At 26.6% G+C, this 24,007-nt stretch carries 41 protein-coding genes; 25 read left to right on the forward strand and 16 right to left on the reverse strand.

Translation table 11 applies throughout. The features are described from left to right. Window positions 1-464: 464 nt before the first annotated feature. On the reverse strand, window positions 465-1,256 hold the full coding sequence (locus P9515_RS05130) for a sulfite exporter TauE/SafE family protein (RefSeq protein WP_011820364.1): 792 nt from the start codon (window positions 1,254-1,256) through the stop codon (window positions 465-467). 163 nt (window positions 1,257-1,419) lie between these two features. Here P9515_RS05130 and P9515_RS05135 point away from each other — a divergent pair, with 163 nt between their 5' ends. After that, on the forward strand, window positions 1,420-1,761 hold the full coding sequence (locus P9515_RS05135; protein ID WP_011820365.1) for an HNH endonuclease: 342 nt from the start codon (window positions 1,420-1,422) through the stop codon (window positions 1,759-1,761). A 17-nt stretch (window positions 1,762-1,778) separates the two neighbouring features. Here the strand turns inward: P9515_RS05135 and P9515_RS05140 are convergent, their stop codons facing one another. Both P9515_RS05140 and P9515_RS05145 read right to left on the reverse strand, forming a co-directional pair. Beyond that, window positions 1,779-1,967, reverse strand: a complete 189-nt coding sequence (locus P9515_RS05140; protein WP_011820366.1) for a hypothetical protein — start codon at window positions 1,965-1,967, stop codon at window positions 1,779-1,781. A 9-nt stretch (window positions 1,968-1,976) separates the two neighbouring features. Further along, window positions 1,977-2,339 carry a hypothetical protein gene (locus P9515_RS05145; RefSeq protein ID WP_420805072.1) on the reverse strand — a complete coding sequence of 121 codons (363 nt, stop codon included), beginning with the start codon at window positions 2,337-2,339 and terminating at the stop codon, window positions 1,977-1,979. A 233-nt stretch (window positions 2,340-2,572) separates the two neighbouring features. Here P9515_RS05145 and P9515_RS05150 point away from each other — a divergent pair, with 233 nt between their 5' ends. The 7 genes from P9515_RS05150 to rpsU all read left to right on the forward strand — a co-directional run bounded on the left by P9515_RS05150 (window position 2,573) and on the right by rpsU (window position 5,147). Further along, window positions 2,573-2,779, forward strand: a complete 207-nt coding sequence (locus P9515_RS05150; RefSeq protein WP_225867074.1) for a hypothetical protein — start codon at window positions 2,573-2,575, stop codon at window positions 2,777-2,779. A gap of 33 nt (window positions 2,780-2,812) precedes the next feature. Further along, window positions 2,813-3,037: a hypothetical protein gene (locus P9515_RS05155; protein ID WP_041710606.1), complete on the forward strand. Its 225-nt coding sequence runs from the start codon at window positions 2,813-2,815 to the stop codon at window positions 3,035-3,037. A 224-nt stretch (window positions 3,038-3,261) separates the two neighbouring features. Next, window positions 3,262-3,765, forward strand: coding sequence for a hypothetical protein (locus tag P9515_RS05160; protein WP_011820370.1), 504 nt, complete (start codon window positions 3,262-3,264; stop codon window positions 3,763-3,765). A 76-nt stretch (window positions 3,766-3,841) separates the two neighbouring features. Next, window positions 3,842-4,027: a hypothetical protein gene (locus tag P9515_RS05165; RefSeq protein ID WP_011820371.1), complete on the forward strand. Its 186-nt coding sequence runs from the start codon at window positions 3,842-3,844 to the stop codon at window positions 4,025-4,027. Window position 4,028: 1 nt separating this feature from the next. Continuing rightward, window positions 4,029-4,424 (forward strand): phosphoribosyltransferase, encoded by a 396-nt coding sequence (locus P9515_RS05170; protein ID WP_011820372.1) that lies wholly within the window; start codon window positions 4,029-4,031, stop codon window positions 4,422-4,424. Further along, a complete protein-coding gene (locus P9515_RS05175) occupies window positions 4,421-4,885 on the forward strand; it encodes a nucleoside 2-deoxyribosyltransferase (protein ID WP_011820373.1) in 465 nt (154 codons plus the stop codon). Before P9515_RS05170 ends, P9515_RS05175 begins: the two co-directional genes overlap by 4 nt. Before the next feature lie 85 nt (window positions 4,886-4,970). Further along, window positions 4,971-5,147 (forward strand): 30S ribosomal protein S21, encoded by a 177-nt coding sequence (gene rpsU / locus P9515_RS05180; protein WP_002806486.1) that lies wholly within the window; start codon window positions 4,971-4,973, stop codon window positions 5,145-5,147. Between the two features lie 103 nt (window positions 5,148-5,250). On the opposite strand, the gene P9515_RS05185 is transcribed toward rpsU, so the two are convergent. Beyond that, window positions 5,251-5,583, reverse strand: a complete 333-nt coding sequence (locus P9515_RS05185; protein WP_011820374.1) for a helix-hairpin-helix domain-containing protein — start codon at window positions 5,581-5,583, stop codon at window positions 5,251-5,253. Between the two features lie 514 nt (window positions 5,584-6,097). Here P9515_RS05185 and P9515_RS05190 point away from each other — a divergent pair. After that, window positions 6,098-6,700 carry a uridine kinase gene (locus tag P9515_RS05190; RefSeq protein WP_225867075.1) on the forward strand — a complete coding sequence of 201 codons (603 nt, stop codon included), beginning with the start codon at window positions 6,098-6,100 and terminating at the stop codon, window positions 6,698-6,700. Here the strand turns inward: P9515_RS05190 and P9515_RS05195 are convergent. Together P9515_RS05195 and P9515_RS05200 are read right to left on the reverse strand one after the other, a co-directional pair. Further along, complete coding sequence (locus P9515_RS05195; protein WP_011820376.1) at window positions 6,684-7,844, reverse strand: NAD(P)-binding protein; 1,161 nt, start codon at window positions 7,842-7,844, stop codon at window positions 6,684-6,686. The genes P9515_RS05190 and P9515_RS05195 overlap by 17 nt on opposite strands. Before the next feature lie 13 nt (window positions 7,845-7,857). After that, complete coding sequence (locus P9515_RS05200; RefSeq protein WP_011820377.1) at window positions 7,858-8,676, reverse strand: hypothetical protein; 819 nt, start codon at window positions 8,674-8,676, stop codon at window positions 7,858-7,860. 236 nt (window positions 8,677-8,912) lie between these two features. Between P9515_RS05200 and P9515_RS05205 the strand changes: the two genes are divergently transcribed. Further along, the gene (locus P9515_RS05205) at window positions 8,913-9,317 is read left to right on the forward strand and encodes a hypothetical protein (RefSeq protein ID WP_011820378.1); all 405 of its coding nucleotides are present in this window, start codon (window positions 8,913-8,915) and stop codon (window positions 9,315-9,317) included. 21 nt (window positions 9,318-9,338) lie between these two features. Here P9515_RS05205 and P9515_RS05210 read toward each other — a convergent pair whose 3' ends face one another. Next, window positions 9,339-10,019 carry a peptidase E gene (locus tag P9515_RS05210; RefSeq protein ID WP_011820379.1) on the reverse strand — a complete coding sequence of 227 codons (681 nt, stop codon included), beginning with the start codon at window positions 10,017-10,019 and terminating at the stop codon, window positions 9,339-9,341. Window positions 10,020-10,039: 20 nt separating this feature from the next. Here P9515_RS05210 and P9515_RS05215 point away from each other — a divergent pair, with 20 nt between their 5' ends. From P9515_RS05215 to P9515_RS09725, 5 genes are all read left to right on the forward strand, one after another. Next, window positions 10,040-10,516 (forward strand): GNAT family N-acetyltransferase, encoded by a 477-nt coding sequence (locus P9515_RS05215; RefSeq protein WP_011820380.1) that lies wholly within the window; start codon window positions 10,040-10,042, stop codon window positions 10,514-10,516. After that, the gene (locus P9515_RS05220; RefSeq protein ID WP_011820381.1) at window positions 10,516-10,833 is read left to right on the forward strand and encodes a hypothetical protein; all 318 of its coding nucleotides are present in this window, start codon (window positions 10,516-10,518) and stop codon (window positions 10,831-10,833) included. Before P9515_RS05215 ends, P9515_RS05220 begins: the two co-directional genes overlap by 1 nt. A gap of 127 nt (window positions 10,834-10,960) precedes the next feature. After that, window positions 10,961-11,113, forward strand: a complete 153-nt coding sequence (locus P9515_RS09720) for a hypothetical protein (RefSeq protein ID WP_011820382.1) — start codon at window positions 10,961-10,963, stop codon at window positions 11,111-11,113. Window positions 11,114-11,209: 96 nt separating this feature from the next. Beyond that, window positions 11,210-11,527 (forward strand): DUF3303 domain-containing protein, encoded by a 318-nt coding sequence (locus P9515_RS05225; protein ID WP_011820383.1) that lies wholly within the window; start codon window positions 11,210-11,212, stop codon window positions 11,525-11,527. Window positions 11,528-11,552: 25 nt separating this feature from the next. Next, window positions 11,553-11,729 (forward strand): hypothetical protein, encoded by a 177-nt coding sequence (locus tag P9515_RS09725; RefSeq protein WP_187146013.1) that lies wholly within the window; start codon window positions 11,553-11,555, stop codon window positions 11,727-11,729. A 210-nt stretch (window positions 11,730-11,939) separates the two neighbouring features. Here the strand turns inward: P9515_RS09725 and P9515_RS05230 are convergent, their stop codons facing one another. Next, a complete protein-coding gene (locus P9515_RS05230; protein ID WP_011820386.1) occupies window positions 11,940-12,203 on the reverse strand; it encodes a hypothetical protein in 264 nt (87 codons plus the stop codon). Between the two features lie 114 nt (window positions 12,204-12,317). Next, window positions 12,318-12,455 (reverse strand): hypothetical protein, encoded by a 138-nt coding sequence (locus P9515_RS09730; RefSeq protein WP_011820387.1) that lies wholly within the window; start codon window positions 12,453-12,455, stop codon window positions 12,318-12,320. 225 nt (window positions 12,456-12,680) lie between these two features. Here P9515_RS09730 and P9515_RS05235 point away from each other — a divergent pair, with 225 nt between their 5' ends. The 6 genes from P9515_RS05235 (at window position 12,681) to pepN (ending at window position 17,682) form a co-directional block, all read left to right on the forward strand. Further along, the gene (locus P9515_RS05235; protein WP_011820388.1) at window positions 12,681-13,061 is read left to right on the forward strand and encodes a DCC1-like thiol-disulfide oxidoreductase family protein; all 381 of its coding nucleotides are present in this window, start codon (window positions 12,681-12,683) and stop codon (window positions 13,059-13,061) included. Between the two features lie 107 nt (window positions 13,062-13,168). Beyond that, window positions 13,169-13,354, forward strand: a complete 186-nt coding sequence (locus P9515_RS05240; protein WP_011820389.1) for a hypothetical protein — start codon at window positions 13,169-13,171, stop codon at window positions 13,352-13,354. A gap of 43 nt (window positions 13,355-13,397) precedes the next feature. Next, window positions 13,398-13,706 carry a hypothetical protein gene (locus tag P9515_RS05245; protein ID WP_011820390.1) on the forward strand — a complete coding sequence of 103 codons (309 nt, stop codon included), beginning with the start codon at window positions 13,398-13,400 and terminating at the stop codon, window positions 13,704-13,706. Window positions 13,707-13,849: 143 nt separating this feature from the next. Then, window positions 13,850-14,566 (forward strand): MBL fold metallo-hydrolase, encoded by a 717-nt coding sequence (locus tag P9515_RS05250; protein WP_011820391.1) that lies wholly within the window; start codon window positions 13,850-13,852, stop codon window positions 14,564-14,566. Window positions 14,567-14,830: 264 nt separating this feature from the next. Next, window positions 14,831-15,001 carry a hypothetical protein gene (locus tag P9515_RS09975; protein ID WP_011820392.1) on the forward strand — a complete coding sequence of 57 codons (171 nt, stop codon included), beginning with the start codon at window positions 14,831-14,833 and terminating at the stop codon, window positions 14,999-15,001. A 71-nt stretch (window positions 15,002-15,072) separates the two neighbouring features. Then, window positions 15,073-17,682: an aminopeptidase N gene (gene pepN / locus P9515_RS05260; protein ID WP_011820393.1), complete on the forward strand. Its 2,610-nt coding sequence runs from the start codon at window positions 15,073-15,075 to the stop codon at window positions 17,680-17,682. Here the strand turns inward: pepN and P9515_RS05265 are convergent. Continuing rightward, the gene (locus P9515_RS05265; protein ID WP_041710612.1) at window positions 17,679-17,921 is read right to left on the reverse strand and encodes a hypothetical protein; all 243 of its coding nucleotides are present in this window, start codon (window positions 17,919-17,921) and stop codon (window positions 17,679-17,681) included. The two genes, pepN and P9515_RS05265, sit on opposite strands and share 4 nt — an antisense overlap. Before the next feature lie 198 nt (window positions 17,922-18,119). Between P9515_RS05265 and P9515_RS05270 the strand changes: the two genes are divergently transcribed. Next, entirely contained in the window at window positions 18,120-18,281 is a 162-nt protein-coding gene (locus tag P9515_RS05270) for a photosystem II reaction centre N prot (RefSeq protein ID WP_187146014.1), read from the forward strand. Between the two features lie 16 nt (window positions 18,282-18,297). Here the strand turns inward: P9515_RS05270 and P9515_RS05275 are convergent, their stop codons facing one another. The 3 genes from P9515_RS05275 to P9515_RS05285 form a co-directional block, all read right to left on the reverse strand. Beyond that, on the reverse strand, window positions 18,298-18,495 hold the full coding sequence (locus P9515_RS05275) for a hypothetical protein (protein ID WP_011820395.1): 198 nt from the start codon (window positions 18,493-18,495) through the stop codon (window positions 18,298-18,300). Between the two features lie 102 nt (window positions 18,496-18,597). Next, a complete protein-coding gene (gene purT / locus P9515_RS05280; protein WP_011820396.1) occupies window positions 18,598-19,770 on the reverse strand; it encodes a formate-dependent phosphoribosylglycinamide formyltransferase in 1,173 nt (390 codons plus the stop codon). 17 nt (window positions 19,771-19,787) lie between these two features. Beyond that, window positions 19,788-20,027 carry a hypothetical protein gene (locus P9515_RS05285; RefSeq protein ID WP_011820397.1) on the reverse strand — a complete coding sequence of 80 codons (240 nt, stop codon included), beginning with the start codon at window positions 20,025-20,027 and terminating at the stop codon, window positions 19,788-19,790. Between the two features lie 151 nt (window positions 20,028-20,178). On the opposite strand from P9515_RS05285, the gene P9515_RS05290 reads away from it, so the two are divergent. Beyond that, window positions 20,179-20,658: a glutathione peroxidase gene (locus tag P9515_RS05290; RefSeq protein WP_011820398.1), complete on the forward strand. Its 480-nt coding sequence runs from the start codon at window positions 20,179-20,181 to the stop codon at window positions 20,656-20,658. Between the two features lie 174 nt (window positions 20,659-20,832). Here the strand turns inward: P9515_RS05290 and P9515_RS05295 are convergent, their stop codons facing one another. Both P9515_RS05295 and P9515_RS05300 read right to left on the reverse strand, forming a co-directional pair. After that, on the reverse strand, window positions 20,833-21,594 hold the full coding sequence (locus tag P9515_RS05295; protein WP_011820399.1) for a hypothetical protein: 762 nt from the start codon (window positions 21,592-21,594) through the stop codon (window positions 20,833-20,835). A 48-nt stretch (window positions 21,595-21,642) separates the two neighbouring features. Then, complete coding sequence (locus P9515_RS05300; protein WP_011820400.1) at window positions 21,643-22,035, reverse strand: hypothetical protein; 393 nt, start codon at window positions 22,033-22,035, stop codon at window positions 21,643-21,645. 167 nt (window positions 22,036-22,202) lie between these two features. Here P9515_RS05300 and dusB point away from each other — a divergent pair, with 167 nt between their 5' ends. Further along, window positions 22,203-23,210: a tRNA dihydrouridine synthase DusB gene (dusB, locus tag P9515_RS05305; protein WP_011820401.1), complete on the forward strand. Its 1,008-nt coding sequence runs from the start codon at window positions 22,203-22,205 to the stop codon at window positions 23,208-23,210. A 19-nt stretch (window positions 23,211-23,229) separates the two neighbouring features. Further along, window positions 23,230-23,484 carry a DUF2470 domain-containing protein gene (locus P9515_RS05310; protein ID WP_011820402.1) on the forward strand — a complete coding sequence of 85 codons (255 nt, stop codon included), beginning with the start codon at window positions 23,230-23,232 and terminating at the stop codon, window positions 23,482-23,484. A 244-nt stretch (window positions 23,485-23,728) separates the two neighbouring features. Here P9515_RS05310 and P9515_RS05315 read toward each other — a convergent pair whose 3' ends face one another. Beyond that, window positions 23,729-23,974 carry a hypothetical protein gene (locus P9515_RS05315; protein WP_011820403.1) on the reverse strand — a complete coding sequence of 82 codons (246 nt, stop codon included), beginning with the start codon at window positions 23,972-23,974 and terminating at the stop codon, window positions 23,729-23,731. Window positions 23,975-24,007: the final 33 nt, after the last annotated feature.

Here is a 24,007-nt window from a genome sequence, read left to right on the forward strand (position 1 = left end):
ATTATCACTTTTATGAATGATACATTGTATCTAAGCTTTAACAAGCTTGAATAGTTAATAAATTTCTTGATTTAAAGATTATTTACTTGAATAAAGATTAAGTTTATTACAAAATATTATGAGTATGTTCAAGACTATTTTTAAACCTCACTCAAAAGCGCTATCAGTAGTGTATGAATCTCATACTTTACCCACTACGGATGGGGGGTTGCATTTTTATTTAAATTGGTTTAAAAATAAGGTTCCCCATCACCTGGTCTCACAAATGTGAGGCCTTTTTTTTTTATAAGGTTTAAGGTGTTAAAAAATAAAATTTGGTTTTAAAATATATTCTATTGAAACTACAATCCAATAAGATACTAATATTTTAAAATTGTTCTTAAAATTAAGCTTTCACTGTTAAATTCAAAAGAGGGAGTAGGCATTTTTAAGCTAAAAAAGGTTTTTCTTATGCCAAAAGTGGCTTATTTCAAGTTAGCAATTGACTTTAACAACAAACTAACTCCAACAAGCAGGCATACAATAGTAAAGGTATTTTTAATGAGTTTGTTCCCTTTTAAATTTGATAAATGAGCGCCAAAATATCCCCCAGAAAAAGAACCTAATATAAGAATTACTAATAAATTCGTTGGAATAGAACCAATCCTGCTTAGAAAAAATGCTCCTATTGCATTCCAGAAAATACCTACTGTAAAAAAGGTTAAACTAACTGCTCTAAGAAAGTCCATCTGAAAAGTTTTAATTAATAAGATAGTTACTAATAAACCAGTTCCTGAAGAAACAGAACCATTTAGTATTCCAATTAAAAAAATAGGTATAATGAATTTAAACTTTAAGTGGGAAATGATTCTATTATTTACTGAATACAACCCAAAACTAGGTTTACGAAATGAGTATATAGCTAAGATTATTGAAAAAAGTCCTAAGATTAAGTACAGAATTTCCTCAGAAAGGTAATTCACAATAGATGATCCCAAAATAACTCCAGGAGTTCCAAAAAATAGTATTTGCCATAAAACATAAATATCATTTTTAATAGATTTAAAATTCCTTATAGATCCACCTAATCCCAAAGCGACCGTGGCAACTTTGTGAGTAGCAAGAGCTTGATAATAAGGTAATCCCAATAATAGTAAAGCAGGTAATTGAATTAATCCCGCACCACCTCCAGAAATTGCCGAAAATGTATTAGAGAAAAAAGAAATTAAAAATATTAAAACATTATTATAAAAATAAAATTCGTTAGTGGTTTGCAACTATGTAGAAGTAGTTATCAGTTAATATAATTCTTACTTTTTTAAAAAATTTAATCAATTACATGTTATTAACATTACATATTTCTTAAATACCACAGATATTTTTTTAGTTAATCAGAACTTTAGAAAAACTGTTAACATCATCTTATTTATCAAGAAAATTATGCATAATCAAGATGCTATTTACCTTGATCAACTATGCCCTAAGATCAGTAATAAAAACTGGAGAGAATCTCTCCATAAATTAACTAAAAATACATGTATTTATTGCGGCAAACCCTCTGAATCTCTTGATCATTTACATCCAAGGTCAAAAGGAGGAGAAAGTATCACTAGTAATTGCGTTCCTTGTTGTTTATCTTGCAATGGAAAAAAGTCTGATACTGAAGTGCTTAATTGGTATAGAAGTCAGAATTTTTATGATCCAAGAAGATCTATGGCAATTAGAGCATGGTTTAATGATGATTTAAAGCTGGCCTCAGTCTTATTAGATTACATAAATTAACTTGTAATTATAAAAACTCAGTAAGATATTACCAAAGCAAATAATTCTTTACTATGTGAAGTTGTAGAAGAAAAGTCTTCTTTCCACATAATAGGAGATTCAATAACTTTTCTTTCAGGTGATTTAACAGAAAAAATGAAAACAAAGACTACAAAAATTGTTATCAAAATTATCAGTATCACATTTTTATCTGAAATATTATTCATAAAATTTATTTAACTAGTTAATTTTTTATTAGGGGTGGTCTTATCATAAATTTCTAAAAAATATGATTTAAAATAGTCAATCCCCTCTTTACCCATTAATCCAAAATTCCAGCCACAATTGTTTATAACTTTTATAGAAATTTGATTGGCCAAATCCTCTTTTTCAATAAACTTTTTTTGAGGATTATAGAAAAATGAAACAATATTTTCAGTTTTAATTATGGCAGAAGTCATAGCTTCATCTTTGGACAATCCATTTTGTATTGCATTACAAAATTTCTTTGAAAAATTGTTTGATATCCTACTTTGAAGAAGACTTACCGTAGGATCAGAAGTATGCGATGCGAATGTACTTAAAGGATGTAATAAAATCACAACGAAAAATACAAAGCTAAAAATTAATTTTAACAAATCGCTTAATTTATTATTATTAAACAGTATAAATAATTATAATTTATTTTTTTAAAAAATATAATTTCTAAATAAATATCTTTTAAATAGTTTTAATTTAAATTTCAATTTATTAAATAAAAACGAATATTGATAGAACTTAGTAATATTATTTATAAGTAAATTTGGATTAAAGTAATATGGACCATTCTTTAATGACACTCCTTTTCTTTCCTGATTGGACAAACGGATTACCTTCAGATTTTTTAATACTTCATTTCTTTGTTGGAGCTGTGATTTTTCCGTTTAATCTAATACATTCAAGAGCAAGAAAGTTTGATGCTCAAAATCCTGAAGAAGCAGCTACGGGATATAAAAATTCAAATAATACAACCTATTATGGTTACGAAGAAATTAGTTAAATAGAAAAGAAATTTATTAATTAATTACTTTTGATGATTATTTTTCTAAATTCAGCTATAGATTTAAAAATTTTTAGTCCAACAGAACCTGTTGGAATAATAATTTTATTTGTAGGCTTAATTTTCAGTGGTATGATTTTCTATATTATTTACGCTGTAAGTACAAATAAAGAATCACTTGAAGATAAAAAAATCAGAAATGAGAGAGAAATTAATCAACAAAAAAGAATTGGGAAATTGTTTCCTAAGAAAAAATAATTTTTATTGTTTTATTTTTCAGTAAAACTAAGTTTATGTATGTTACAAACAGGTCAAGTGGATCAATAAACATTAATCTTACCTCATTCCAATAAAACATCGTAAAGCCTTATGATATCAATACTTTTTCAAATCCGTGAGTGTATATTTAATGTGAATTAATCGCAAAGCTATTTTATTTATTGTCCTTTAATGCTAAAACTTAATAGTGAGGAATTTTTATTTTGCAAAATAAATATTTATTTCTGATTTTAGCTAGTGGAGTTGTAAATGATCAGGGTTTTTGGCTAATTGGAGTCAAAAATAGTGACTCAATAATACTTGATGATAAATCACTCTTAGAATGCCACAGGAAAGAGCTTATCGGTGTTGAGTCCGCAAAGGATATTCTTAATGCAATAAATTTAAATTTAGATAATCTAATGAGCGATTTAAAAAAAAAAAAAATACCCTTAGACGCACCTCCAAAAGGAATTTCCTTTAACATTCCATTAAACACACTAGAAAATATATTTGATTTTTGGTTAGACAAATATAAGGATAAGCAAGCATGGGAAACTTGTTTTGGACTTCTAAAAATCAGAAGAAGAGTATCATTAACAAATTTAATAAATAGCGAAAGCATAAAAGGAGATTCAAAAAAATGGGCTTTAGAGATTGAGGAGCTTCACACTTATAAGCCAAATTTAATAAAAAACGATAACTCAATTGATCCAATGTGGAAATAAATTTATCTTTTTTGAATAAAAATGTTTACTTATTTAAAATTTAAGTAAGTATAAAAATATATATATAAATAAAAATATGAATAAAACATATTCATTTAATCAAGATCAAATGAATGGAATTGTAGAAGATACATATACAAACATAATAAATGAATGCGAAAAATTAAAAGCTGAGACAAATTGTCCTAACGAACAAGTCGTGGCACTTTTAAGTGTTATTGCTTCGAACTTTGCTCCATTAGTTGAAAATAAAAATAATTAGGATGACGAGGTATTTTACTTGGAGTGATTTTGATAAAAGTGTAGATTATATTGCTAATCAATGTAAATTCATGAATTTATCTGGGATATACGGGGTTCCAAGAGGAGGACTATGTCTTGCTGTTGCTTTAAGTCATAAATTAGATATTCAACTAATTGAAAAACCCTCTAAAAATTCGTTAATAGTAGATGATGTTTTTGAAACAGGGACTACACTAAGAAATTTCAAACATATTGAGGGAGCAAATTTCTTTGTTCTAGTTAGTAAGCAGAAACCTATTTGGTGGAATGCTGTAAACTTAACTCATAAGAAAGAATGGATTGTCTTCCCATGGGAAAACAAAAGAAATGAATTGCAAGAAGAAAAAGAATACAAGAAGAAAAGAGGTTTAAATTGAAAAAGAAATTATATTTAGCTAATTCATATGGTTTTTCAAAACAAACTAAAAAGCTATTACCTGAATTCATTAAAATTTTCCAAGATTTAAATATAGAAGTTTATGAACCTTTTGAAAGGACAAAGCATTTAATAAATAATAAAAATTACTGGGCTTATGAAATAGCTAAAACAAATTTCAAAGATTTAAATTCATGTGATTGTATTTTTGCGATTGTTAATGGGAACCCCCCTGATGAAGGTGTGATGGTAGAAATAGGAATTGCTACAGCTCTCAAAAAAGAAATATTTTTGTTTAGAGATGATTTTAGGAATTGTGCAGATAGTGATCAATACCCTCTTAATTTAATGTTATTTGTAGGAATATCTAAGAAAAATTGGCAAAAAAATTATTTTGAAACCTTAGAGGATATAAAAAACCCGAAAAAGAATTTTTTAAAATGGGCAGAGTGGAAAAAATAAAAATTTACGTTTTTATTTAAATATCAATCAAAAAAAAGCAGTAATAGTACTTTAAAATGATATAATTATATTTATTTACTAAATTTTGACACAAGTAACTGTAGGGGAAAATGAGGGTATTGAATCTGCCCTTAGAAGATTTAAAAGACAAGTATCAAAATCAGGGATTTTTGCTGATTTGAAAAGATTGAGACATCATGAAACTCCTATCGAGAAATATAAGAGAAAATTGCAGCAAAGAAGAAAAGCAAGAAGAAGATAATTTATCCAAGATTAAATACCCTTTTATGTTTATTTAGAGGAATATATCAGTGAATAATTATCCCACTGATAATAATCAGTAGATCTAATTCTATAATATGTTTTTAATTAAGATTTTTTAATTTTTTTACAAGGTTGATTCCAACACCAGGAACAGCGAGAAGATCTTCATCATTAGCTGAGGTAATTGCTTTTGGAGTTTTAAATCCAGCTTTATAAAAAGCCTCTGCACTCTTAGCTCCAACCCCAGGAATAGCTTTTAAAGCTTCGATCAATTTTTTTTGTTCATCTTTTTTTGTTTTGGATTTTGAAGTCTTGGAAGACTTTGGTGACTTCTTTTTAGCTTTTGTTTTAGTAATTTTAGCAGTAGATTTTTCGGAAGAGGCCTTACTTTTAAAAAGAATTGATTTTAGTTTGCTTAAGAATTTAGTGATCATTTATTCATAAGTTAGGTAATTTATTAAATTCTAAATCCATTCAAGAAACCATTAAACTTTTTTAAGGGATTAATAATTATATTGAAGAAGGAATAATAGAAAATAATTTTTTATTTACATCTATATAAAGACATATATTCATTTATGATGCAAGTAGAAAAATCTAATGACCAACTATAAAATTATTTTAAATAACTATTTCATTTGCTGATTTACTTTAAGAATAAAATATTTAGTTTATTATTCTTAACTTTTGGATAATTAATCGACATGCTAATTAATTTAAGATTTCACCCTTATGACATTTAATGAGATAGCTAAAAACTATCATTCTGAGAAAATTTTTCTCTTCGAAATCTCCAAATATATGAATAAGGTATGATCGAAGATGAACAATTCTAAAATATGCTAAGAAAAAATTGTAAAAATTTAAATAATATACTCATTTAAACTGTTAATAAATTTACTATTACGAGATTTAAGCTAAAACAATATTTATTGGGTATTTAAAATGATGATAATAATAGTTAGTGGTCCTTCAGGTAGTGGGAAGACAATACTTTCAAAATTAATTTTAAAAAAATTAAAAGATGGAATAATCTTAAGTACCGATAATTATTACAAAACAGGAATAAGAAGCAAAATATTTTCGAAAATTATTCCTTATTATTTTGATAGAAAATTAAGTTTCAACAATAAACTATTTAAAAGAGATCTAGATTTTATTTTAAAAAATGGATTTTCAAACTTCTCCTATAAATATAATTTCGAAAGAAATTCGATTAAAAAGATATATAAAACCACTAACAATATAAGATTCATCATACTTGAAGGAATTTTTGTAAGAGAAATAATCAAATCTCTCTCAAAAAATTTCTGTATTTTCATTAAATTAAAAACTAAAAAACAAACTTGTATTAATAGAGTAATTAAAAGAGATTTTAAGGAAAGGGGTAAAAGTAAAAATCTTGCGCAAAAAGATGTTATGAAAGCGTGGGAATTATTTTATAAAAATAAAAATGAAAATTATTCAAGAAATTACCTAAATAAATTTATTGTAAAAAATAAAAAAGACATAAAAATCTTACTAAAAAAAATAACTAAAACAATTTATTAATTTTGTGAGACAAATTCAAAGCGCTCAAAATCGCACCCTCCATCCTTCCAAATCCCTCATTACCAATCCAATCGCCACAAAAAGCTATATTATGACTTTCACAAACTTGTAAGTTTTCAGGAATACCTATGCCCGAAGGTTGTGAAGCCCTCCATTTCATTATGGAAATATCCTGATAATCTATTATTTTGTTTATATGTGGCTGATTTTGAAATATTTGATTGAATTTTAATAATAAATTTTTTTTGAATAACTTTATATTTTTATTTTGAAAATATTCATTTATAAATTCATTATTTCTTGTATGAATTACTATTCCTAATTTATTATTTTTTTGTCTCTGAAAAATAATTCTTTCAAATTTATATTTTTCTTCAAAAACATTGTTTAATATAAAATATCTATATTTTTTTTTATAATCGTCTTTATAATCATAATAAGAATTTGTATATATCATAAAAGTTAACCTTTTAATGTAATTTTGTTGATTTAGGAGATTTATGATTTTATCTAATTTTTTATCTTTATATATTGGTATAGCTTTCCTTAAAGGAGTTTGACTGATCTTCATAATATCTAAAGATCTTTTATGTAAAATTAAATTGCTTGAACAAATAAGAAATTTAGAGTTTATTTCATATCCATTTTTTGAAGTTAAAATCCATCTATTATCTTTAAAATCTAATTTGAATATTAAAGTTTCAAAGAAATAATCAACTTGATTTCTTAAATTATTATAAGAAATTATATTTTTTGCTAATTCAGACATCGAAGTTCTTGGGATATAATTTGTCCCACTATGAAAATCACTATCTATTTTAGAAGGAATGTAATCTTCATTCAATTCAATAAATTCCGAGGTATCTTGCTGGATAATTTCTTCATCTAATAATTCTTGAATAAAAGTTTTTAGTAATTGATTATTTTTCTTATTGCAAATATTAAGATTTGGAGAACCATGATTAAGCTCCCAGCCATTATTAATTTGACTATATCTAGTACTAGATCTTCCTCCAAGATTTCGTCCATTTTCAATTATTGCTAATTTTCCACTAAAACCATTTTTAATATGACTAGAGGTAAATACCGATGAAGAAATCCCTCCTCCAATTATGGCAATATCGTATAGTTGTTGATTTTGCATAAGTGATATTTAATTAGATTTTCAATAAATTATCTATTTCCATCATTTTTTTTGTAGAGGTAAAGTCAGTTTCAATCACAGGACAAATATTATTATCAAGATAGAATTTGATTAAATCCTTAGTAAATCTTCTAAAATCATCTAGAGAATAAAGGTATTCATCTAAAATATAAACACCCTTCCATGGGCGAAATTTAAATCTTGAAATAAATTGTTTAGAGGGAATTAATAAGCTCCCAAAAAATTTTATACTTTCTTTATTACTGTTAGATGAATTATTCAAAATAATTTTTTTTAAAATATTAAATTCAGATTCAAGTAATTTAATATCCGTTCCAAATTGAAACCAGATTGATTTAGTTAGTCCCGAAGAGATTTTTTTCTCAAACCTTACTCTCTCTTCTGATTTATTAAAGTATTTTTGCAAATAAGGGTTATATGCAACTCCTATGTTAATGTCTACTTTTTTTTCACTTCTATAATCAGTTAATACATCTAAAACTTCAAAATTCTTTCTCTTGTTAGATCCTGAAACAAGTAAAATGTCTTTATTTTTATAATAAATACATTTTTCAATAAAATTTAAAAACTCTAAATATGAATTTCGTCTGTTGACAGTATATTGATGATAAAAACTATAGTGATAAACTACATCTATCCCTTTATATTTATTACCAATATATTCGATCGTTTCATTTAGCAATTCTTTTTTTATAAGCCCTTTGCATGGAATATTAATTTTATTAATTTTATTAGATATGCAAAAATCAATTTTATTTTCTAACTGTAAGATATTCTTAAAAGATAATTCAAACCTTAGATTATTATACATTTATCAATTATAAAACTTTTTAGAACAAGGAGTGTAAAAAAAAATCCTCAAATACTATTAATATTTGATAGTTTCTAACTTTTCAACTTAATAATTAAGATTTAATATTACTCAAAAGAAAAATAGTTAATTGAAAATTATAAAATTAATTTAAATCAACATTTAGAGAACTTGATAAATAAAATTTATCTTGAGGTCTAGGGGTTAGAATAATCCATACAAAATTACAAAAGAATATGGCAAGTCAAGATTATCTAATCGCAATTGCATTAATAGAGCAAAATGATCTAAGAGCTATGCCTTTAGGTGGAAAAGAAATCAAAGTAAATCTTGAAGAAAAAGGTAATCTGAATAAACTTGGAGAAGAAGTAATTTTAAATCTTCTTCTAAGAGTATTTCAAAGAAGTGATGAAGGAGCATTAAGAAGAGTTTCAGAAGATAAAGGTTTATTATTAGTTCATATGCATCCAAAAAGGATGCAAAAAGAATTGCCGTTTATTAAATCTGAATGGATAAGAGATGGAGATACAAATCAATTTTTAAAATACTTAGGTAATCTTTCCAAAGAAATTTGGACAGCTTCCTTCATAAAATATAAAGGTATTGAATTAGTATCAATAGCAAAAAACGATGAAATCTAATATTTTTTGTAAGTTAATTACCTAAAGTATTTTCCTAATTAATTTATCATTTTTTTTAAAGATTTTAAGACAATTCTTATTCTCTCCAAAATTAATTGTTTCATAATTAAAATCATTTTTAATATGTAAAGCACAATTACCTTCAATACATATACAAGAAGTAATTCTTTGACTTTTGATTATTTCATTAACGAACGGCTCTCTTTCTTTTTCTTCATCATAATGTGGGCAAGCAATACCTTTTACTATCCCTAAGCAATCAATTACCTCCAATTTATCTGAGAAAGAATCCGTTATACCTTTATCAAACCAGCATATAGCACCTGCACTTACCCCACTCATTACAATACCTTTTTCATAACCAATTTTCAAAATATCATTAAGGCCCCATTCATTCCAAACAGCCAACATACTTTTTGTATTTCCTCCTCCAACAAAAATAATATCCTGAGATAGGATTTTTTTTTCTAAGTTTTCTGTTCGAGAGAAGAAGTCTAAATGACTAGTAATACAATTTAATTTTGAAAAAGCCCTATAAAAATTTAATTTATATAAGTCATTATCTCCAGATGCAGTAGCAATAAAACAAATTTTTGGCCTATCTTTTTTAATTAATGATGTAATATATTTTTCTATCTTAAGTTTCCCCAAAGAGCGACCAAAACCACCGCCTCCAATTGCAACAATATTTTTATTTACCATTTTAACTAATTACCAACTTTATGAATTTAAAACAAATTACGAAAAAAGATCAACTTGATTTAAAGAAATTATATTTTGATTCAATTTTATCAATAGATGAGAAAATCTATAATAAAGATCAAAAAAGAGTTTGGGCAAGCCAAGCTTGGGATAATAAAATTTTTGATTCAACAATAAATGCTGGTCAGGGGTGGTTAATTAATGAAAAAAAGAAAATAATTGCTTTTGCCGCAAGATATCCAAATAATAAAATTGCCCTTTTATACTGCAAAGGCGATCATCAAAGAAGAGGTTATGGTACAAAGTTAGTGAATAAGTTAGAAAAGGAAGCAAAAAAAGAAGGAGTTACTTTTTTATCAACTGAGGCAAGCTTAATAAGTTATAAATTATTTCTTAGGAATAACTGGAAAATAATTCGTAAAGAAAAAATAATTATTAAAAATATAATATTTGAAAGATATAAAATGATAAAAAATCTTCAATTAATTAATAAATAATGGGTAGTAAAAATAAAAACATAATAATAGTCAAAAGATTATTTATATGGATTTTATATTTATATGCAGGCTTTATACTTTACGCTAAAAAGGGATATTTATTTCCCTTCATCATTACATTCGCAAAGGTAATTTATCCATTATCAATTTTTTGGCTTCAAATCAGAATAAAAACAAAAGATAACTTCTTACCAATAGATGAGACGATGAGAACAAGTCAATTATGGTTTAATATTTTACCTGTTTTAGCATCTTTCATCACAGTAATAATTACTATTTTGAATGTATTTTTGTACTTAACTTATAAATTAATTTAGGATAAGATTTCCTGAATATTTTTCACTCTAAAAATAGGTAATTTTGCTTAAAGTACAAAACATTATGTAAAGATTATTGCCTTTTCAAATATATTGCTTAAATTTTAAGTAGTAATAAATATTTTTTATGGAAAATATTACTTTTGAGGGGAATATGAATTTTGATAATAAAGAAGAAGAATTTAACGAAAATGAATTATTCTCACTAAAAATAACTGATAGTTTGTATAAAAAAGATATTGGGAAATTCCTAGAAATCCTATCCTCGCATTTCATATAGTTGTTAATAAGAATAGCGTTATGATGTTCAAACTAAAACAGTTCTAGAAATTAATAAGTTTTTGACAGATACTATATTTAGATTACAAAAAATTAAATGCAATTGTTTCTTGCAGACTGTCAGTTCTCTGACATTGATAACCAAATAAAAGCCTATAAATTATTTATTGAGGCCTGGGAAAATGGGGAAATGGCTAAATCAGATAAAACAGATGATTTTGAAATGCTTTTTAGAGTTCATGCTCCAGGAGAAGGAAGAGTAGTTTGTTTGTGTAAAGCTAAAAGTGATAAGGAAATATTTGAACATTTTGCTCCATGGAGAGCAAAATTTGGAATACATATGGAATTTACACCTGTAATCAGTTGTCAAAACATTGTCGATTATCACAAAAACTTATTTAACTCAATGACTTGATTGCTGATTAAATTCATTTTCTAACGTGACTAAAATTTTTTCAAATCAAATTAAGAGATCTAAAGATAAAACTAAAGCTTCATCGACTAATCTTGAAGATAAAGCAAACGAGAAATCAAAACCAATGATAATAATTGGTTTAATAGTATCTTTATCATCTATATTTTTGTTGCTTTTTACAATAAAAAACAAATTTGGATGATTTGAGTAATTAATACAATTACTTAAATAATATAAATAGATTATATTGATCAAAAATAACTTTATAAAATGGCTTTTAAGGAAGGTGGAATGGCATCTGGTTTACTTATAATAGTTATTTCAATAGTATTTGCCGCTGGATTTGGTTTTTTAGTCCTTCATTTTGTCCCTGGAACACCTTTCTAAAAGATTATTATTAATGTCTTAATAATTAGATATTGACCGTCTCAAGATCTTGAATAGAATTATCTGCGGTCTTATTCTTAGCTCTATAAGCATATATCAATGATCCAACAGCTATTGATGTTGAAGCTAATATTCCTGAAATAAGTATCAAGGCAAAAAGACCACCAATTAAGCCTCCTTTTAACCTAAGTAGATTTGATTTTATAAGAAGAATTAGTAGAAAAAAAGTAGTCGCCTTAAGGGAAGTGATTTTGATAAAGGCTAATGGAGCAAAAGGATTTAGTAACATTAAATTAATTTATATATTTTAATTTTAAAAAAAAATTCGTATAACTGCTTAAATCCCATTAAAAAAGACTCAAAATGAGTCTTTTAGAAATTAAATTAATTAGCTATTACTTGTTTATTCATCAGAATCAAATTTGCTAAGATTCGGTCCTGCGACTAAACCAACTAGCCCAAAGAGGACTAAAGAACCAATCCCAACTCCTGCTGCCCAAGGATTGAAACCGCCAATGGCGAATGAAGCTAATAAATTCATGATTTTTTAAAAACAATTATCTCGGAGTTAGCATACAGAATTATTGAAGGAAATATACCTAAATTGAGACATTTCTTTGTAATTGGAAAGTAATTAAATTAATGATTGAACTTTACAAATTCTTGGGAATTTTATATAAAACTTATATTTACCATAAGTATTTAGCGTATAACAACAAGTCACAATATTTTCAATTACGATATATGGGTGTATGTTTGTAAAATTATGAACACGGATCTAACCTTTATATACGATGGAGAATGCCCTTTCTGTGATCATTTCGCAGAGTTATTAGAACTTAAAAGTAAAATAAATAATATATCTATTCTTGATGGAAGAAAAAATCCAGATATTGTTATTTCGATGTTAAAGCAAGGCTACGATATTGATAAAGGGGCAATTCTTATTAAAGGTGAAGATATATTTCATGGTGCTGAAGCGATAAACAAAATATGTTCCCAGATAAATAATCCATCTGGCAGCCTTTTAAAACTCTTATCAAATATCTTCAAATCAGACAAAAGAACGAATTTATTGTTTCCTTTCCTTGTAACAGCAAGGAGATTCGCCTTGATTTCAAAAGGCGTATCAACTTCTTTGATTTAAAATCAATTTCCTCCATAACAATAAATGACATATTTATAAGCTTATTAATGATTAGAAGTTAATTTGGTATTTCTTAGCTAGAACATAAGAGTGATATCTAGATAATAATGATAGAAAACTTCAATCCATTTATTTCATTAGGCGGAAAAGATCAGAAAATAAATCATATGGCTGAGGCAGCACTTGAAATGAACTTAACATGCAACGATTTAAAAAAAGATCTTGATTTAACGGATGGAGACGTAGTTGACATGTTGCAATTAGTAATGGATGGGTTTAAAAATAGAAATTAAATAAATATTCTTATTAAAAAATTTAGCTCTTTTTAAATTTTTAATGAAAAGTATACAAATCGAATTTTCAAAATATGATTCAGTAAATTCTTTATGGTCTGAATTAATAGAACATCATGGATTTGAAAGAGCTAAAAATATTGTTTCTCAAGCTATAGATTTGCAGAAAATGAACGGAAATAAAAATATAACTATGCCTATTATATTTTCTGGAACTGGAGGATTAGCATTAATTCCCATTAAATCATTAAAAGAGAAGAATTTAAAAAGTAATTTAAAAGAAAATCAAGTACTAATATTTAATATTAAAAAGAAATCATTTCAAATCTTAAATGAAGCTAAACATTACTAATTATTTTTGAAAACCAGTTTTTAGTAAGATTAAACTAAAAATATTAAATCTGAGGACCACTACATCTACCGAGACTTTAGTAATTTCTATTCTCAATACCTATAAATTTAATTTATAGTAAGTTTTCACATTAATATTAAATAATGTCTTTTGAAGCTACCTATCTAGGTTCAAATGGTTGGTTGATCAAATTTGACAAGACCAACTTAATAATAGATCCATGGCTTACTGGGGATTTGGTATTCCCCCCAGGAGAATGGTTTTTTAAAGGTTCACTAGAAAACGATGTTTTAATTAAAGAAGAAATTAATATAATTCTTTTAACGCAAGGCTTACCTGATCATTGTCATGTTCCTTCATTAAAAAAATTTAAAAAAGATATCGATATCATTTGTCCAAATAGTGCAAAAAACATTCTAGAAAAATTAGGTTTTACTTCGATCAAAGTTCTTAAACCTTCAGAAAAGATCAAACAACAGGGGTTAGAAATTGAGGCTACCGCTGGTGCTCCCGTACCTCAAATTGAAAATGGATACATAGTAAAAGATCAGGAAGGAAGAGGGTTCTACATAGAACCACATGGATATCTTGATGAAAACGTGAAAACTCAAGATATAGATGCTGTTATAACTCCAATAATTAATCTTGAATTACCTCTTGTTGGATCTTTTGTAAAAGGTGCAGATGTACTACCAAAGTTAATAAATACTTTTAATCCAAAATATATTCTTTCAAGTACTACCGGAGGAGAAGCAAAATATACAGGACTTTTAAATAAATTTATATCAGTTCAGGAATTCGCCAAAGAAGTTAAATGTAACGTATTAACTCTGAATAGTATGGATTCTGTAAAAATTTAAAATTTTTATAAAAAAACATTTATGTGTACATGAATAATACATAAAAACTAATAAAATAAATATAAAGACGGAGTACTTAAAATTTATTCGATATTTTTTTCAACAATTTTTCTATTTGCTATAAATACAACTTATTTTTGCGAAAACTTAAAACTCGATTTAGTAATTAGAAACAATATTAATGGAGATTTTTCAATAGTTAAGAATATTTCTGAAATTAAACCTGGAGCATTTATTAACATAACTTGGAATAAAAAAAATCTTATGCTTCCATATTCTCTTAGAAAAGATTACTTATCATTTACAGACAGAAAGTGGGATTGGAGATACCAAATTAATAAAGAGGGTTTAGTAGAAGATAAAAATCCGATATTGTATGAGTTACAGCCATCTGGGGTAATCAAGGAATATATCTGTCAAATAGAAGAAACTTAATTATTTTTAATTTAATATATGCATAACATCTTTTAAAAAATTCTTCAGTTAAATTAATCTTTTTAATAAATATGGTTAACTTTACAGACACACGTACTAATAAGGAATATATAAAATTAAGTGACTATAAATCCTTTGATTATGAAATACCTAATATTTTTTTGGATTTCATAATTGAAGACACAAGTGTAACTATTAAAACTGAGCTAAAATTAGTAAAAAAGAATATTAATACTAATACTCTTATTCTTGATGGAATAGATATATTTGTTGAAAAAATATATTTAGATGAATCCTTATTAAAAGAAAATAATTATTCAATCCAAAAAAATAAATTATTAATTAAATGCATTTTTAATGAAACTTTTACCATCAAGATTGAGGGGAAAATTAAACCAAAGGAGAATGTTTCACTTTTAGGAATGTATGAAAGTAATGGAATTATTACTACGCAATGCGAAGCAGAAGGCTTTAGAAGAATAAGTTACCATTCTGATAGACCTGATATTTTGAGTAAATATAAAGTAAGGATTGAAGCAAATAAAGAAGATTATCCAGTATTACTTTCAAATGGAAATCTAATCAAAGCTAATAATCTTGAAGATAAAAGACATGAGGTAATATGGGAAGACCCTTATCCAAAGCCCTCATATCTTTTTGCTTTAGTTGCAGGAAAACTAAATTGCATTAAAGATGAGTTTTATACTAAATCTAATAAAAAAGTAGAAATAAATATATACGTAGAAAAAGGTGATGAGAAATACGTACAGCATTCAATAAATTCTTTGAAGAAGTCTATGAAATGGGATGAAGAGAAATACAATCTCGAATACGATTTATCATTATTTAATATTGTTGCAGTAAGGCATTTTAATATGGGCGCGATGGAAAATAAAAGCCTCAATATATTTAACTCGAAATTAATACTTGCAAATGCGGAGACTGCGACTGATGAAGAGTTAGAGCGTATAGAAGGTGTAATCGCCCATGAGTACTTTCATAACTGGACGGGTAATAGAATTACTTGTAGAGATTGGTTTCAATTATCATTAAAAGAGGGTTTAACAGTATTTAGAGATCAGGAATTTACCGCAGATCAACATAATCGTTCAATAAAAAGAATTGAGGATGCAAAATACTTGAGGAAAGCACAATTCAGAGAAGACTCTGGCCCAACATCACATGCAGTCAGGCCTGAAACATATTTAGAAATAGACAATTTCTATACAACTACTATCTATGAAAAAGGAGCCGAAATAATAAGGATGCTAAAAACATTAGTAAAAGATCAAAACTTTAATAATGGTTTTAGCAATTTTATTGCAACGTATGATGGGAAAGCAGCAACTATTGATCAATTTGTTGAAAAGGTTTTAGAGAATAATAAAGAAATAAATATTGAAAAATTTAAAACTTGGTACAAACAAAATGGGACACCATTGGTTAAATTTAATAGGAAATGGGATAGAGAAAAAGAAATTCTCAAAATAAAAGTATCTCAAATTAATGCAAACAAAAAAAATTATTACAATGAAAGACCTCTAATAATTCCAATTAATATTGGAATACTTTTAAGCAGTTATGAAAAAATAAATAAGACAATTATCTTAAAAGAAAAAGAAGAAGAATTTATTTTTGAAAATATAAAGACAAGTTTTGATTGTCCAATAATTACATATTTTCGAAATTTCTCTGCTCCAATCAAATGGGAAACCGACACTACATTTGCTGAAAAATTATTAATTATAGAATTTGAAAATGATTATTTCACCATATATGACACGATAAAGGGTGTATACAAAGAAATAATTTGTAAAAGAATAGATAAAAAACCAGATACTAATATTGAAAATAAACTAATAACAATTTTAAAATCAATACTTAGGAATAAAAAAAATATAAATTCATCATTCTTATCTGAAATACTCAGTATCCCAACCTTCTCAGAAATAGAATCAGAAATAAAAAGAATTGATCCAATAAAAATTTACAAAACTATTGACGAATTAAATTATTTATTTGGCAATAAATTAAAAGTAGAACTTTTGAATAAGCTTAAAGAGATTAATAAAAACATCTATAAAGTTTGGCCAGAAGGTAAGGATGAGAGAAAACTTATTGAAACCATATGGAAGTTACTATTGCATAGTAAAGATGAAGGAATTAAAAGTAAAATAGTTGGATACGTAGATAGTAATTCAATGACACTTTCAAAAGCTGTATTGAATGTCTTCACAAGAATTAATTGCCCAGAAAGAGAATTAATCTCAAAGATTTTTTTTGAAAAGTGGAAAAAAAATCCAGTAGTTTTAGATAATTGGTTCTTTTTTAAAGCCTCCATTGAGATAGATAACAATCAAAAAAGTATTGAAGATCTTTTTAAAAACAAATATTTTGATGTCAAATCACCTAATACTTTAAGATCTATATTAATGGCTTACGTAACAAGAAATTCTTTATTCCACTCCATAGATGGATCAGGATATAGTTATATAGCAAATAAAATTATAGAGTTTGATAAATCAAATCCAATAGTAATTTCTCGTTTTTTAAAAATATTTAGTACCTACAAACAATATGAAGATCCTTATAAAAAAAATATAATTAGAGTTCTAAATCATATACAAAAAAATAAACTCTCATCAAATACAAGAGAAGTAATAGATGCCATTTTAAATTAAGAATTATTATATTTATATAAACTTATAAGGAGTATTATTAAAAAAACCATAAAAGTAATTAACGTTTTATTAGAGATAAGATTTCTGAAATTATTTAATTTTTCCTGTTTGTGTTCCTTATCCCACTTTCTTTTAACGTAATTATTAGTGACAAATTTATTAGGTCTACCACAATATAGACAAGTTGGAGCTTTTACTGAGATTAAATTTTTACATTGAGGACATTTTTTCTGTTTCATAATTATCTTATTTTAGCAAACAAAAAATTTTTAATTTTTATATAAATGAAAATACATAAATAATTAATTTAATAAGAGAAATATTAAAGTTTATTAATACAATATATTTCGCAAATAATTAAATTAAGTTTCAAAAGAATAACCCATTAAAACTAATTAATAATGTGGAATATAATTAATTATTATTTTAATTTTTTCATGTTTGCAATTGCATTAGGTTTAGGTCCTTTAGAGACAATTACAATAGCAATATCAGCTATAGTTTTCATTGCCGCTTTTACATGGGTATCAATTAAAGGTGATTTGAGAGAACTTGCAAACGAACTTATTGACGAGAAGACTGAAAAAGAAGAGAATTAATTTATTTAGTAAATAATCAATTATGTAGCTTTGGATAATCAATAATATGTCTTATTTCCTTAAGAGATGCTCCATAAATACTATTTCCCTTTAAATTAACTCCTTTCCACTTTTCTTTTTGATTAAAAGTGTTTTTAATACTTGAGTTTTTAGTAAAAGAATGATTGTCATCCCATGTCAAAGTTATATCCCAACCTTTATAGTTTTCTATCATAGAAAAGAAAAATAATATATCTAAATATTACATACAGAAATTAAAAACAAAAACAAAGGAAATAAGTAGTTTTTTTATAATATTTATTTAATACTATTTTAATTAGGATACTATTTTAATTTTAGATGCTGACTTGTCAGCATTTTTTCTTGCAATATTTAAATCATCATCAGACGAAAGGACTACCCCCATTCTCCTTCCTTTCTTTGAGGTTGGTTTCCCAAAAATTAGAACTTTAGTATTCTCTACTTCAAGTGCCTCATTAAGTCCAGTGTATGAGGGGTTAATAGATTCTTTTTCTGAAAGTATTACTCTTGTTGCTGATGGCTTTAATAAGGAAATTTTTGGTATTGGTAGATTTAAAAAGGCTCTTAAGTGTAATTCAAATTCGTTTAAGTTTTGACTTACCAAGGTGACCATTCCCGTGTCATGAGGTCTAGGAGACAATTCTGAGAATATAACCTCTTTGCCTCTAACAAAAAACTCAACTCCATATATACCCGAACCATTTAGATTATTTAATATTTTATTTGTCATATTTCTAGCTTCATTAATTAAAGATTCATTCATGTCCAATGGTTGCCAACTACATTGATAATCTCCTTTGTATTGCTCATGACCTATTGGTTCACAAAATACATTTTCTCCACTACTTTTTCTTACTGTTAAAAGAGTAAATTCATAATCAAAATTTAAAAATTCCTCGAGAATTACACCTTCTATCTTACCTCTTGAGTTTTTCAGAGCATCTTCCCAAGCTAACAAAAGATCCTCTTTCCTTTTAACTAAACTTTGTCCTTTACCGGATGAACTCATTAGAGGCTTTAACAAAAGAGGGAATCCAATTTCTGACGATTTCATCTCTAGCTCTTCAGCATTAAATACGTAACTAAAATTTGCAGTTTTTATGTTTAATTCCTTAGATGCAAGATCTCTTATTTTATGCCTATTCATTGTAATTTCAACAGTTCTAGCATTTGGGACAATATTTATTCCTTCTTCTTCCAATTCCTTTAAAGCTTCTATCGAGAGTGCTTCAATTTCAGGAACTACAAAATCAGGCTCTATTTTTTTTATCGTATTTATTAAAGTTTTTTTATCATTCATATTTATTACAAAAGAATGATCAGCTAATTGCATTGCGGGTGCATTTTCGTACTTATCAATAGCTATTACTTCTAAACCTAATCTTTTAGCTTCAACCACTAACTCTTTTCCAAGTTCGCCGCTACCAAGTAATAATATTTTCTTTTGAATAAATTTAAAACTGTCCATTACTGAATAATTTATGTTTAATCATTATCGGATGACTTGTTTGAAAGCTTATCTTTTCTTTTAGCGGATTTTGAACTAAACAAAAATGCATTGTTATCAAACCAGTCGACTTGCTTAAGGCCTTTTATCATTGAGGTTAAAATGGCACCAAGAAAGAAGAAGCCCATCATTACCCATAAAATTCTTTCTAGAGCAATCGAAGGCGAGAAGCCTTGACCAGATTTAACAATCTCAGTAAGAGGGTCTAAAGGATCCAAATTAATTTTTTTTTTGTTAACTAATTATATAAGCTAAGAAAAGACTTTTTACTAATAATTACAAATAAAAATAATACGGAAATATGATCTTAAAAATGACGCAAAAACTATAATTCAATGTTATCTTCTATATTAATTATTTATAAAAAATATGGTAATAGATGTTCAAAACACCCCTGTTCTTTCAGCGGATGGGAAATCTAAAAAGCTTGGAGAATTTTCAAAAGATGTAATTTTAATAGTTAACGTAGCAAGTTATTGTGGCAATACAGCTCAATATGAAGATCTACAAAAGCTTCACAAAATATATTCAAAAAAAGGTTTGAGAATACTTGCTTTCCCTTGCAATGATTTTGGTAATCAAGAGCCGGATTCCCTTTCAAAGATACAAAATTTTTGTACTACTGAATATGGGGTAGAATTTGAAATAATGGAAAAAGTTCATGCTAAAGGTAATACTACAGAACCATATACAACTCTTAATAAGGTTGAACCAAAGGGAGATGTAGAATGGAATTTTGAAAAATTCTTAATTGGTAGAGATAGCAATGTGATTGCAAGATTTAAACCTAGTGTTAAGCCTTTCGATGATAATTTGATTGCCGCTATTGAAGTCGCATTAGATTCTTAATACAGATAATCTTATAGAATGTAAAATCTTACTTAATTAAAAATAATTATATAAATATTTTTTGAATTTATAAAAAAATGATTATAGGTAGAATTATTAAGCTTAGATAATATTTAATTATATACAAGTAGTAAAATTTACTCTCTAAATTTGATTTCTTGAATCTTAGTTTACTTAAATACCCTCTGTTTTATCTGACTTTTCTTTTATTAACTCAGACTTTGATTTTTTTGCCTCTTTGTTGACTTCAATATCCTCTGCTTTTACTGACTTTTTTTCTTTTGCTTCTAACTTTGATTTTGTTAGCTTTTTATTGACTTCAATATCCCCTGCTTTTACTGACTTTTTTTCTTTTGCTTCTAACTTTGATTTTGTTAGATTTTTATTGACTTCAATACCAATTGCTTTCTCTGCCTTTTCCTCTTCTTTCACTTCATTAATAACTGCTTTCTCTGCCTTTTCCTCTTCTTTCACTTCATTAATAACTGCTTTCTCTGCCTTTTCCTCTTCTTTCACTTCATTAATAACTGCTTTCTCTGCCTTTTCCTCTTCTTTCACTTCATTGATAACTGCTTTCTCTGCCTTTTCCTCTTCTTTCACTTCATTAATAACTGCTTTCTCTGCCTTTCCCTCTTCTTTTACTTCATTAATACCAACTTTCTCTGCCTTTTCCGCTTCTTTTACTTCATTAATACCAACTTTCTCTGCCTTTTCCTCTTCTTTCACTTCGGTAATACTTTTTTCTAGTGAATTCAAATTTATTTGCGAGCCATCATTTAATATCTCATTAGAAAAATCATTTTTATTACTTAAAAGAAACTTTAATAAACGTTGGAATAAAAACCAACCTTTTTCTATTCTTTTTGGACCTAAAATTATAAGAATAATTACTGATATTATAAAAATTACTGGAGAATTTAAACCTAAAAAATTCATCAATTTAAAATATTCTGATTGTACTTTAGTACATCACAAAAATTAAGGCTAATTATTTTCAAACGTCGGTAAATAAAGCTCTCTATTTGAAGCAATAATCCCCTCTTCTTTAAAGAATATTTCTAATTCATTTAAATCACTAATATTAATATTATCTCCGCAATTATCTAAAATATTATTTGATGTAAATTCCCAGAGGTCATCTAAATATTGATCATCATCAGGAAATGCAACAAATTTAAGGTATGTATTATTTAGGGCATACTCGCTAGCAAATTCAGAATCTAATCCCTTTTTTTTAGCATCACAAAAGACCTTGGCAAACCTCTTACCAACTGATGTCTGAGCACTTGACAAATCTAAATTCCCTTGAATCGCATAAACATTAGTCGGGGCAATAAAAAGAAATATTGGAATGATAATTGATAATAAAAAGATCAAAAAGAGAAAGACCTAAAAAATTTATTTCATCTTTAAGATAGCAAAAAATATTAACTATTTAAGACAATAAAAAAAAATCTGATTATTCTTTTAAGAATTAAAAAAAAAACAACAATGAATGGTAATTCATCAACTTATAATAAGTTTACGTAAATTATATTTTTATAATGTCCTCAGTTATAAAATTAAGAGGAAAAGGTTTATCTAGAATAATAAATAGTAAAGTAATGTTATCTCCACTAGCAGGAGTTACAGATAAAGTATTTAGAAAATTAGTAAGAAAATGGGCTCCGGATTCTCTTCTATTTACTGAAATGATAAATGCCACAAGTTTAAAGGAAGGACATGGCACTCAAAAAATTAAGCAACTGGAATTAGAACAAGGTCCTATTGGAGTACAGATCTTTGACAATAGACCCTTTGCCGTTTCAGAGGCAGCTAAACTTGCTGAAGATTCCGGAGCATTTCTTATAGATATAAATATGGGCTGTCCAGTAAAAAAAATCTCAAAGAAAGGGGGTGGAAGTGCTTTAATTAAAGATCGTTTATTAGCTGTTGAATTAGTAAAGAGAGTTTCAAAAGCTGTTAAAATTCCAGTTACAGTAAAAACAAGACTTGGATGGGATAATAAAGAAGAAAATATAGAAGAATTTCTATTAAGTCTCCAAGATTCAGGTGCAACAATGATAACCTTGCACGGGAGGACAAGAAAAGAAGGGTTTTCAGGGGCAGCCGACTGGGATATGATTGGAAGAATTAAAGAGCATTTAGAAATACCCGTTATTGCTAATGGAGATATAAAGACTCCTGAGGATGCATTTAATTGCTTAAAAAAAACAAATGCTGATGGTTTAATGATTGGGAGAGGCATACTTGGTTCTCCATGGAAAATAGGAGAGATAGATTACGCAATTAAAAAAGTTAAAGGTTTTAAAGAACCTAATGTTGAAGAAAAACTACTGTTAATTATTGAGCATTTAGATGAATTAATTAAAGAAAAGGGAAATCATGGTTTACTAATAGCCAGAAAACATATTTCTTGGACATGTAAAAATTTCCAAGGAGCAAATAACCTTCGTAATGAATTAGTCAGAGCAATCAACGTTAAGGAGGTTAAAGAATTAATAAATAAAACTATAGAGAGACTAAAAACTGATCAAACATTATTAATATAATAATAATTTAACCTATAAAATGAAAATAATTAGTTCAAAGACAAGTGAAAGAGTTTGTAAACATATGAATAAAGATCATATTGAATCTGTACATAAATACTTAAGGCATTATGGAAAAATTTCAAAATTTAAGGAGGCTTATTTAGAAGAAATTTCTAGTCAATTCATGAGAATTAAATATGATGGTAAGTATAAAATTATAAATTTTAAAAATGAAATATCAGAGGAAGAAATTCATGAAACTCTAGTTTCTATGATAAGAGAAATTGAATAGATTTATTTAATCTGATCTTCGTAACAAAAACATATCTAACAATTTCTTTCATAATAATCCGTAATTGCTTTACATTCTTCAAACGTTAGGATACTCAATCTAGAACTAGCCTTATATTTTAAGATTGCACAAACTGCCAAAAGATCTGAGATCTCTACATTAAGTGCTTCAGAAAGCTCTAAAACTCGAATGCCTTTCAATATTTTTTAATTAGAAATAATTTGATAAAAAATTGTATTTTGAATTAATGTGCAGCATTTTTTCCTAATCCAGCTATGAATGGAAAAGTTTGTTCATCCCCAAAGATATCTTTATTAGAAGCTTCAGGGAGATCAGCCTTATCATTAATATCATTTTTAGCATCATCATATTTTAATTCATTAGATATATCATTATTTAATTCACTATTAATTTCATCGGACAAGCAGTCATTAACACTAAAAAAAATGGAGATAACAAAAATACATACAAATGAAATGAAATTTTTCATAAAAAAAACTATTTAATAAATATTCTCTTACGA

The sequence above is a fragment of the Prochlorococcus marinus str. MIT 9515 genome, assembly GCF_000015665.1.
Lineage (GTDB): Bacteria > Cyanobacteriota > Cyanobacteriia > PCC-6307 > Cyanobiaceae > Prochlorococcus_A > Prochlorococcus_A marinus_P.

What these genes read in the sequence shown, in the direction of transcription:
- P9515_RS05135 (WP_011820365.1), top strand. Translation starts at nt 1,420, where the DNA reads ATGCATAATCAAGATGCTATTTACCTTGATCAACTATGCCCTAAGATC.
- P9515_RS05140 (WP_011820366.1), bottom strand. Translation starts at nt 1,967, where the DNA reads ATGAATAATATTTCAGATAAAAATGTGATACTGATAATTTTGATAACA.
- P9515_RS05150 (WP_225867074.1), top strand. Translation starts at nt 2,573, where the DNA reads ATGACACTCCTTTTCTTTCCTGATTGGACAAACGGATTACCTTCAGAT.
- P9515_RS05155 (WP_041710606.1), top strand. Translation starts at nt 2,813, where the DNA reads ATGATTATTTTTCTAAATTCAGCTATAGATTTAAAAATTTTTAGTCCA.
- P9515_RS05165 (WP_011820371.1), top strand. Translation starts at nt 3,842, where the DNA reads ATGAATAAAACATATTCATTTAATCAAGATCAAATGAATGGAATTGTA.
- P9515_RS05170 (WP_011820372.1), top strand. Translation starts at nt 4,029, where the DNA reads ATGACGAGGTATTTTACTTGGAGTGATTTTGATAAAAGTGTAGATTAT.
- P9515_RS05185 (WP_011820374.1), bottom strand. Translation starts at nt 5,583, where the DNA reads ATGATCACTAAATTCTTAAGCAAACTAAAATCAATTCTTTTTAAAAGT.
- P9515_RS05190 (WP_225867075.1), top strand. Translation starts at nt 6,098, where the DNA reads ATGATAATAATAGTTAGTGGTCCTTCAGGTAGTGGGAAGACAATACTT.
- P9515_RS05195 (WP_011820376.1), bottom strand. Translation starts at nt 7,844, where the DNA reads ATGCAAAATCAACAACTATACGATATTGCCATAATTGGAGGAGGGATT.
- P9515_RS05200 (WP_011820377.1), bottom strand. Translation starts at nt 8,676, where the DNA reads ATGTATAATAATCTAAGGTTTGAATTATCTTTTAAGAATATCTTACAG.
- P9515_RS05205 (WP_011820378.1), top strand. Translation starts at nt 8,913, where the DNA reads ATGGCAAGTCAAGATTATCTAATCGCAATTGCATTAATAGAGCAAAAT.
- P9515_RS05210 (WP_011820379.1), bottom strand. Translation starts at nt 10,019, where the DNA reads ATGGTAAATAAAAATATTGTTGCAATTGGAGGCGGTGGTTTTGGTCGC.
- P9515_RS05215 (WP_011820380.1), top strand. Translation starts at nt 10,040, where the DNA reads ATGAATTTAAAACAAATTACGAAAAAAGATCAACTTGATTTAAAGAAA.
- P9515_RS05220 (WP_011820381.1), top strand. Translation starts at nt 10,516, where the DNA reads ATGGGTAGTAAAAATAAAAACATAATAATAGTCAAAAGATTATTTATA.
- P9515_RS09720 (WP_011820382.1), top strand. Translation starts at nt 10,961, where the DNA reads ATGGAAAATATTACTTTTGAGGGGAATATGAATTTTGATAATAAAGAA.
- P9515_RS05225 (WP_011820383.1), top strand. Translation starts at nt 11,210, where the DNA reads ATGCAATTGTTTCTTGCAGACTGTCAGTTCTCTGACATTGATAACCAA.
- P9515_RS05230 (WP_011820386.1), bottom strand. Translation starts at nt 12,203, where the DNA reads ATGTTACTAAATCCTTTTGCTCCATTAGCCTTTATCAAAATCACTTCC.
- P9515_RS09730 (WP_011820387.1), bottom strand. Translation starts at nt 12,455, where the DNA reads ATGAATTTATTAGCTTCATTCGCCATTGGCGGTTTCAATCCTTGGGCA.
- P9515_RS05235 (WP_011820388.1), top strand. Translation starts at nt 12,681, where the DNA reads ATGAACACGGATCTAACCTTTATATACGATGGAGAATGCCCTTTCTGT.
- P9515_RS05240 (WP_011820389.1), top strand. Translation starts at nt 13,169, where the DNA reads ATGATAGAAAACTTCAATCCATTTATTTCATTAGGCGGAAAAGATCAG.
- P9515_RS05245 (WP_011820390.1), top strand. Translation starts at nt 13,398, where the DNA reads ATGAAAAGTATACAAATCGAATTTTCAAAATATGATTCAGTAAATTCT.
- P9515_RS05250 (WP_011820391.1), top strand. Translation starts at nt 13,850, where the DNA reads ATGTCTTTTGAAGCTACCTATCTAGGTTCAAATGGTTGGTTGATCAAA.
- P9515_RS09975 (WP_011820392.1), top strand. Translation starts at nt 14,831, where the DNA reads ATGCTTCCATATTCTCTTAGAAAAGATTACTTATCATTTACAGACAGA.
- pepN (WP_011820393.1), top strand. Translation starts at nt 15,073, where the DNA reads ATGGTTAACTTTACAGACACACGTACTAATAAGGAATATATAAAATTA.
- P9515_RS05265 (WP_041710612.1), bottom strand. Translation starts at nt 17,921, where the DNA reads ATGAAACAGAAAAAATGTCCTCAATGTAAAAATTTAATCTCAGTAAAA.
- P9515_RS05270 (WP_187146014.1), top strand. Translation starts at nt 18,120, where the DNA reads ATGTTTGCAATTGCATTAGGTTTAGGTCCTTTAGAGACAATTACAATA.
- P9515_RS05275 (WP_011820395.1), bottom strand. Translation starts at nt 18,495, where the DNA reads ATGATAGAAAACTATAAAGGTTGGGATATAACTTTGACATGGGATGAC.
- purT (WP_011820396.1), bottom strand. Translation starts at nt 19,770, where the DNA reads ATGGACAGTTTTAAATTTATTCAAAAGAAAATATTATTACTTGGTAGC.
- P9515_RS05290 (WP_011820398.1), top strand. Translation starts at nt 20,179, where the DNA reads ATGGTAATAGATGTTCAAAACACCCCTGTTCTTTCAGCGGATGGGAAA.
- P9515_RS05295 (WP_011820399.1), bottom strand. Translation starts at nt 21,594, where the DNA reads ATGAATTTTTTAGGTTTAAATTCTCCAGTAATTTTTATAATATCAGTA.
- dusB (WP_011820401.1), top strand. Translation starts at nt 22,203, where the DNA reads ATGTCCTCAGTTATAAAATTAAGAGGAAAAGGTTTATCTAGAATAATA.
- P9515_RS05310 (WP_011820402.1), top strand. Translation starts at nt 23,230, where the DNA reads ATGAAAATAATTAGTTCAAAGACAAGTGAAAGAGTTTGTAAACATATG.
- P9515_RS05315 (WP_011820403.1), bottom strand. Translation starts at nt 23,974, where the DNA reads ATGAAAAATTTCATTTCATTTGTATGTATTTTTGTTATCTCCATTTTT.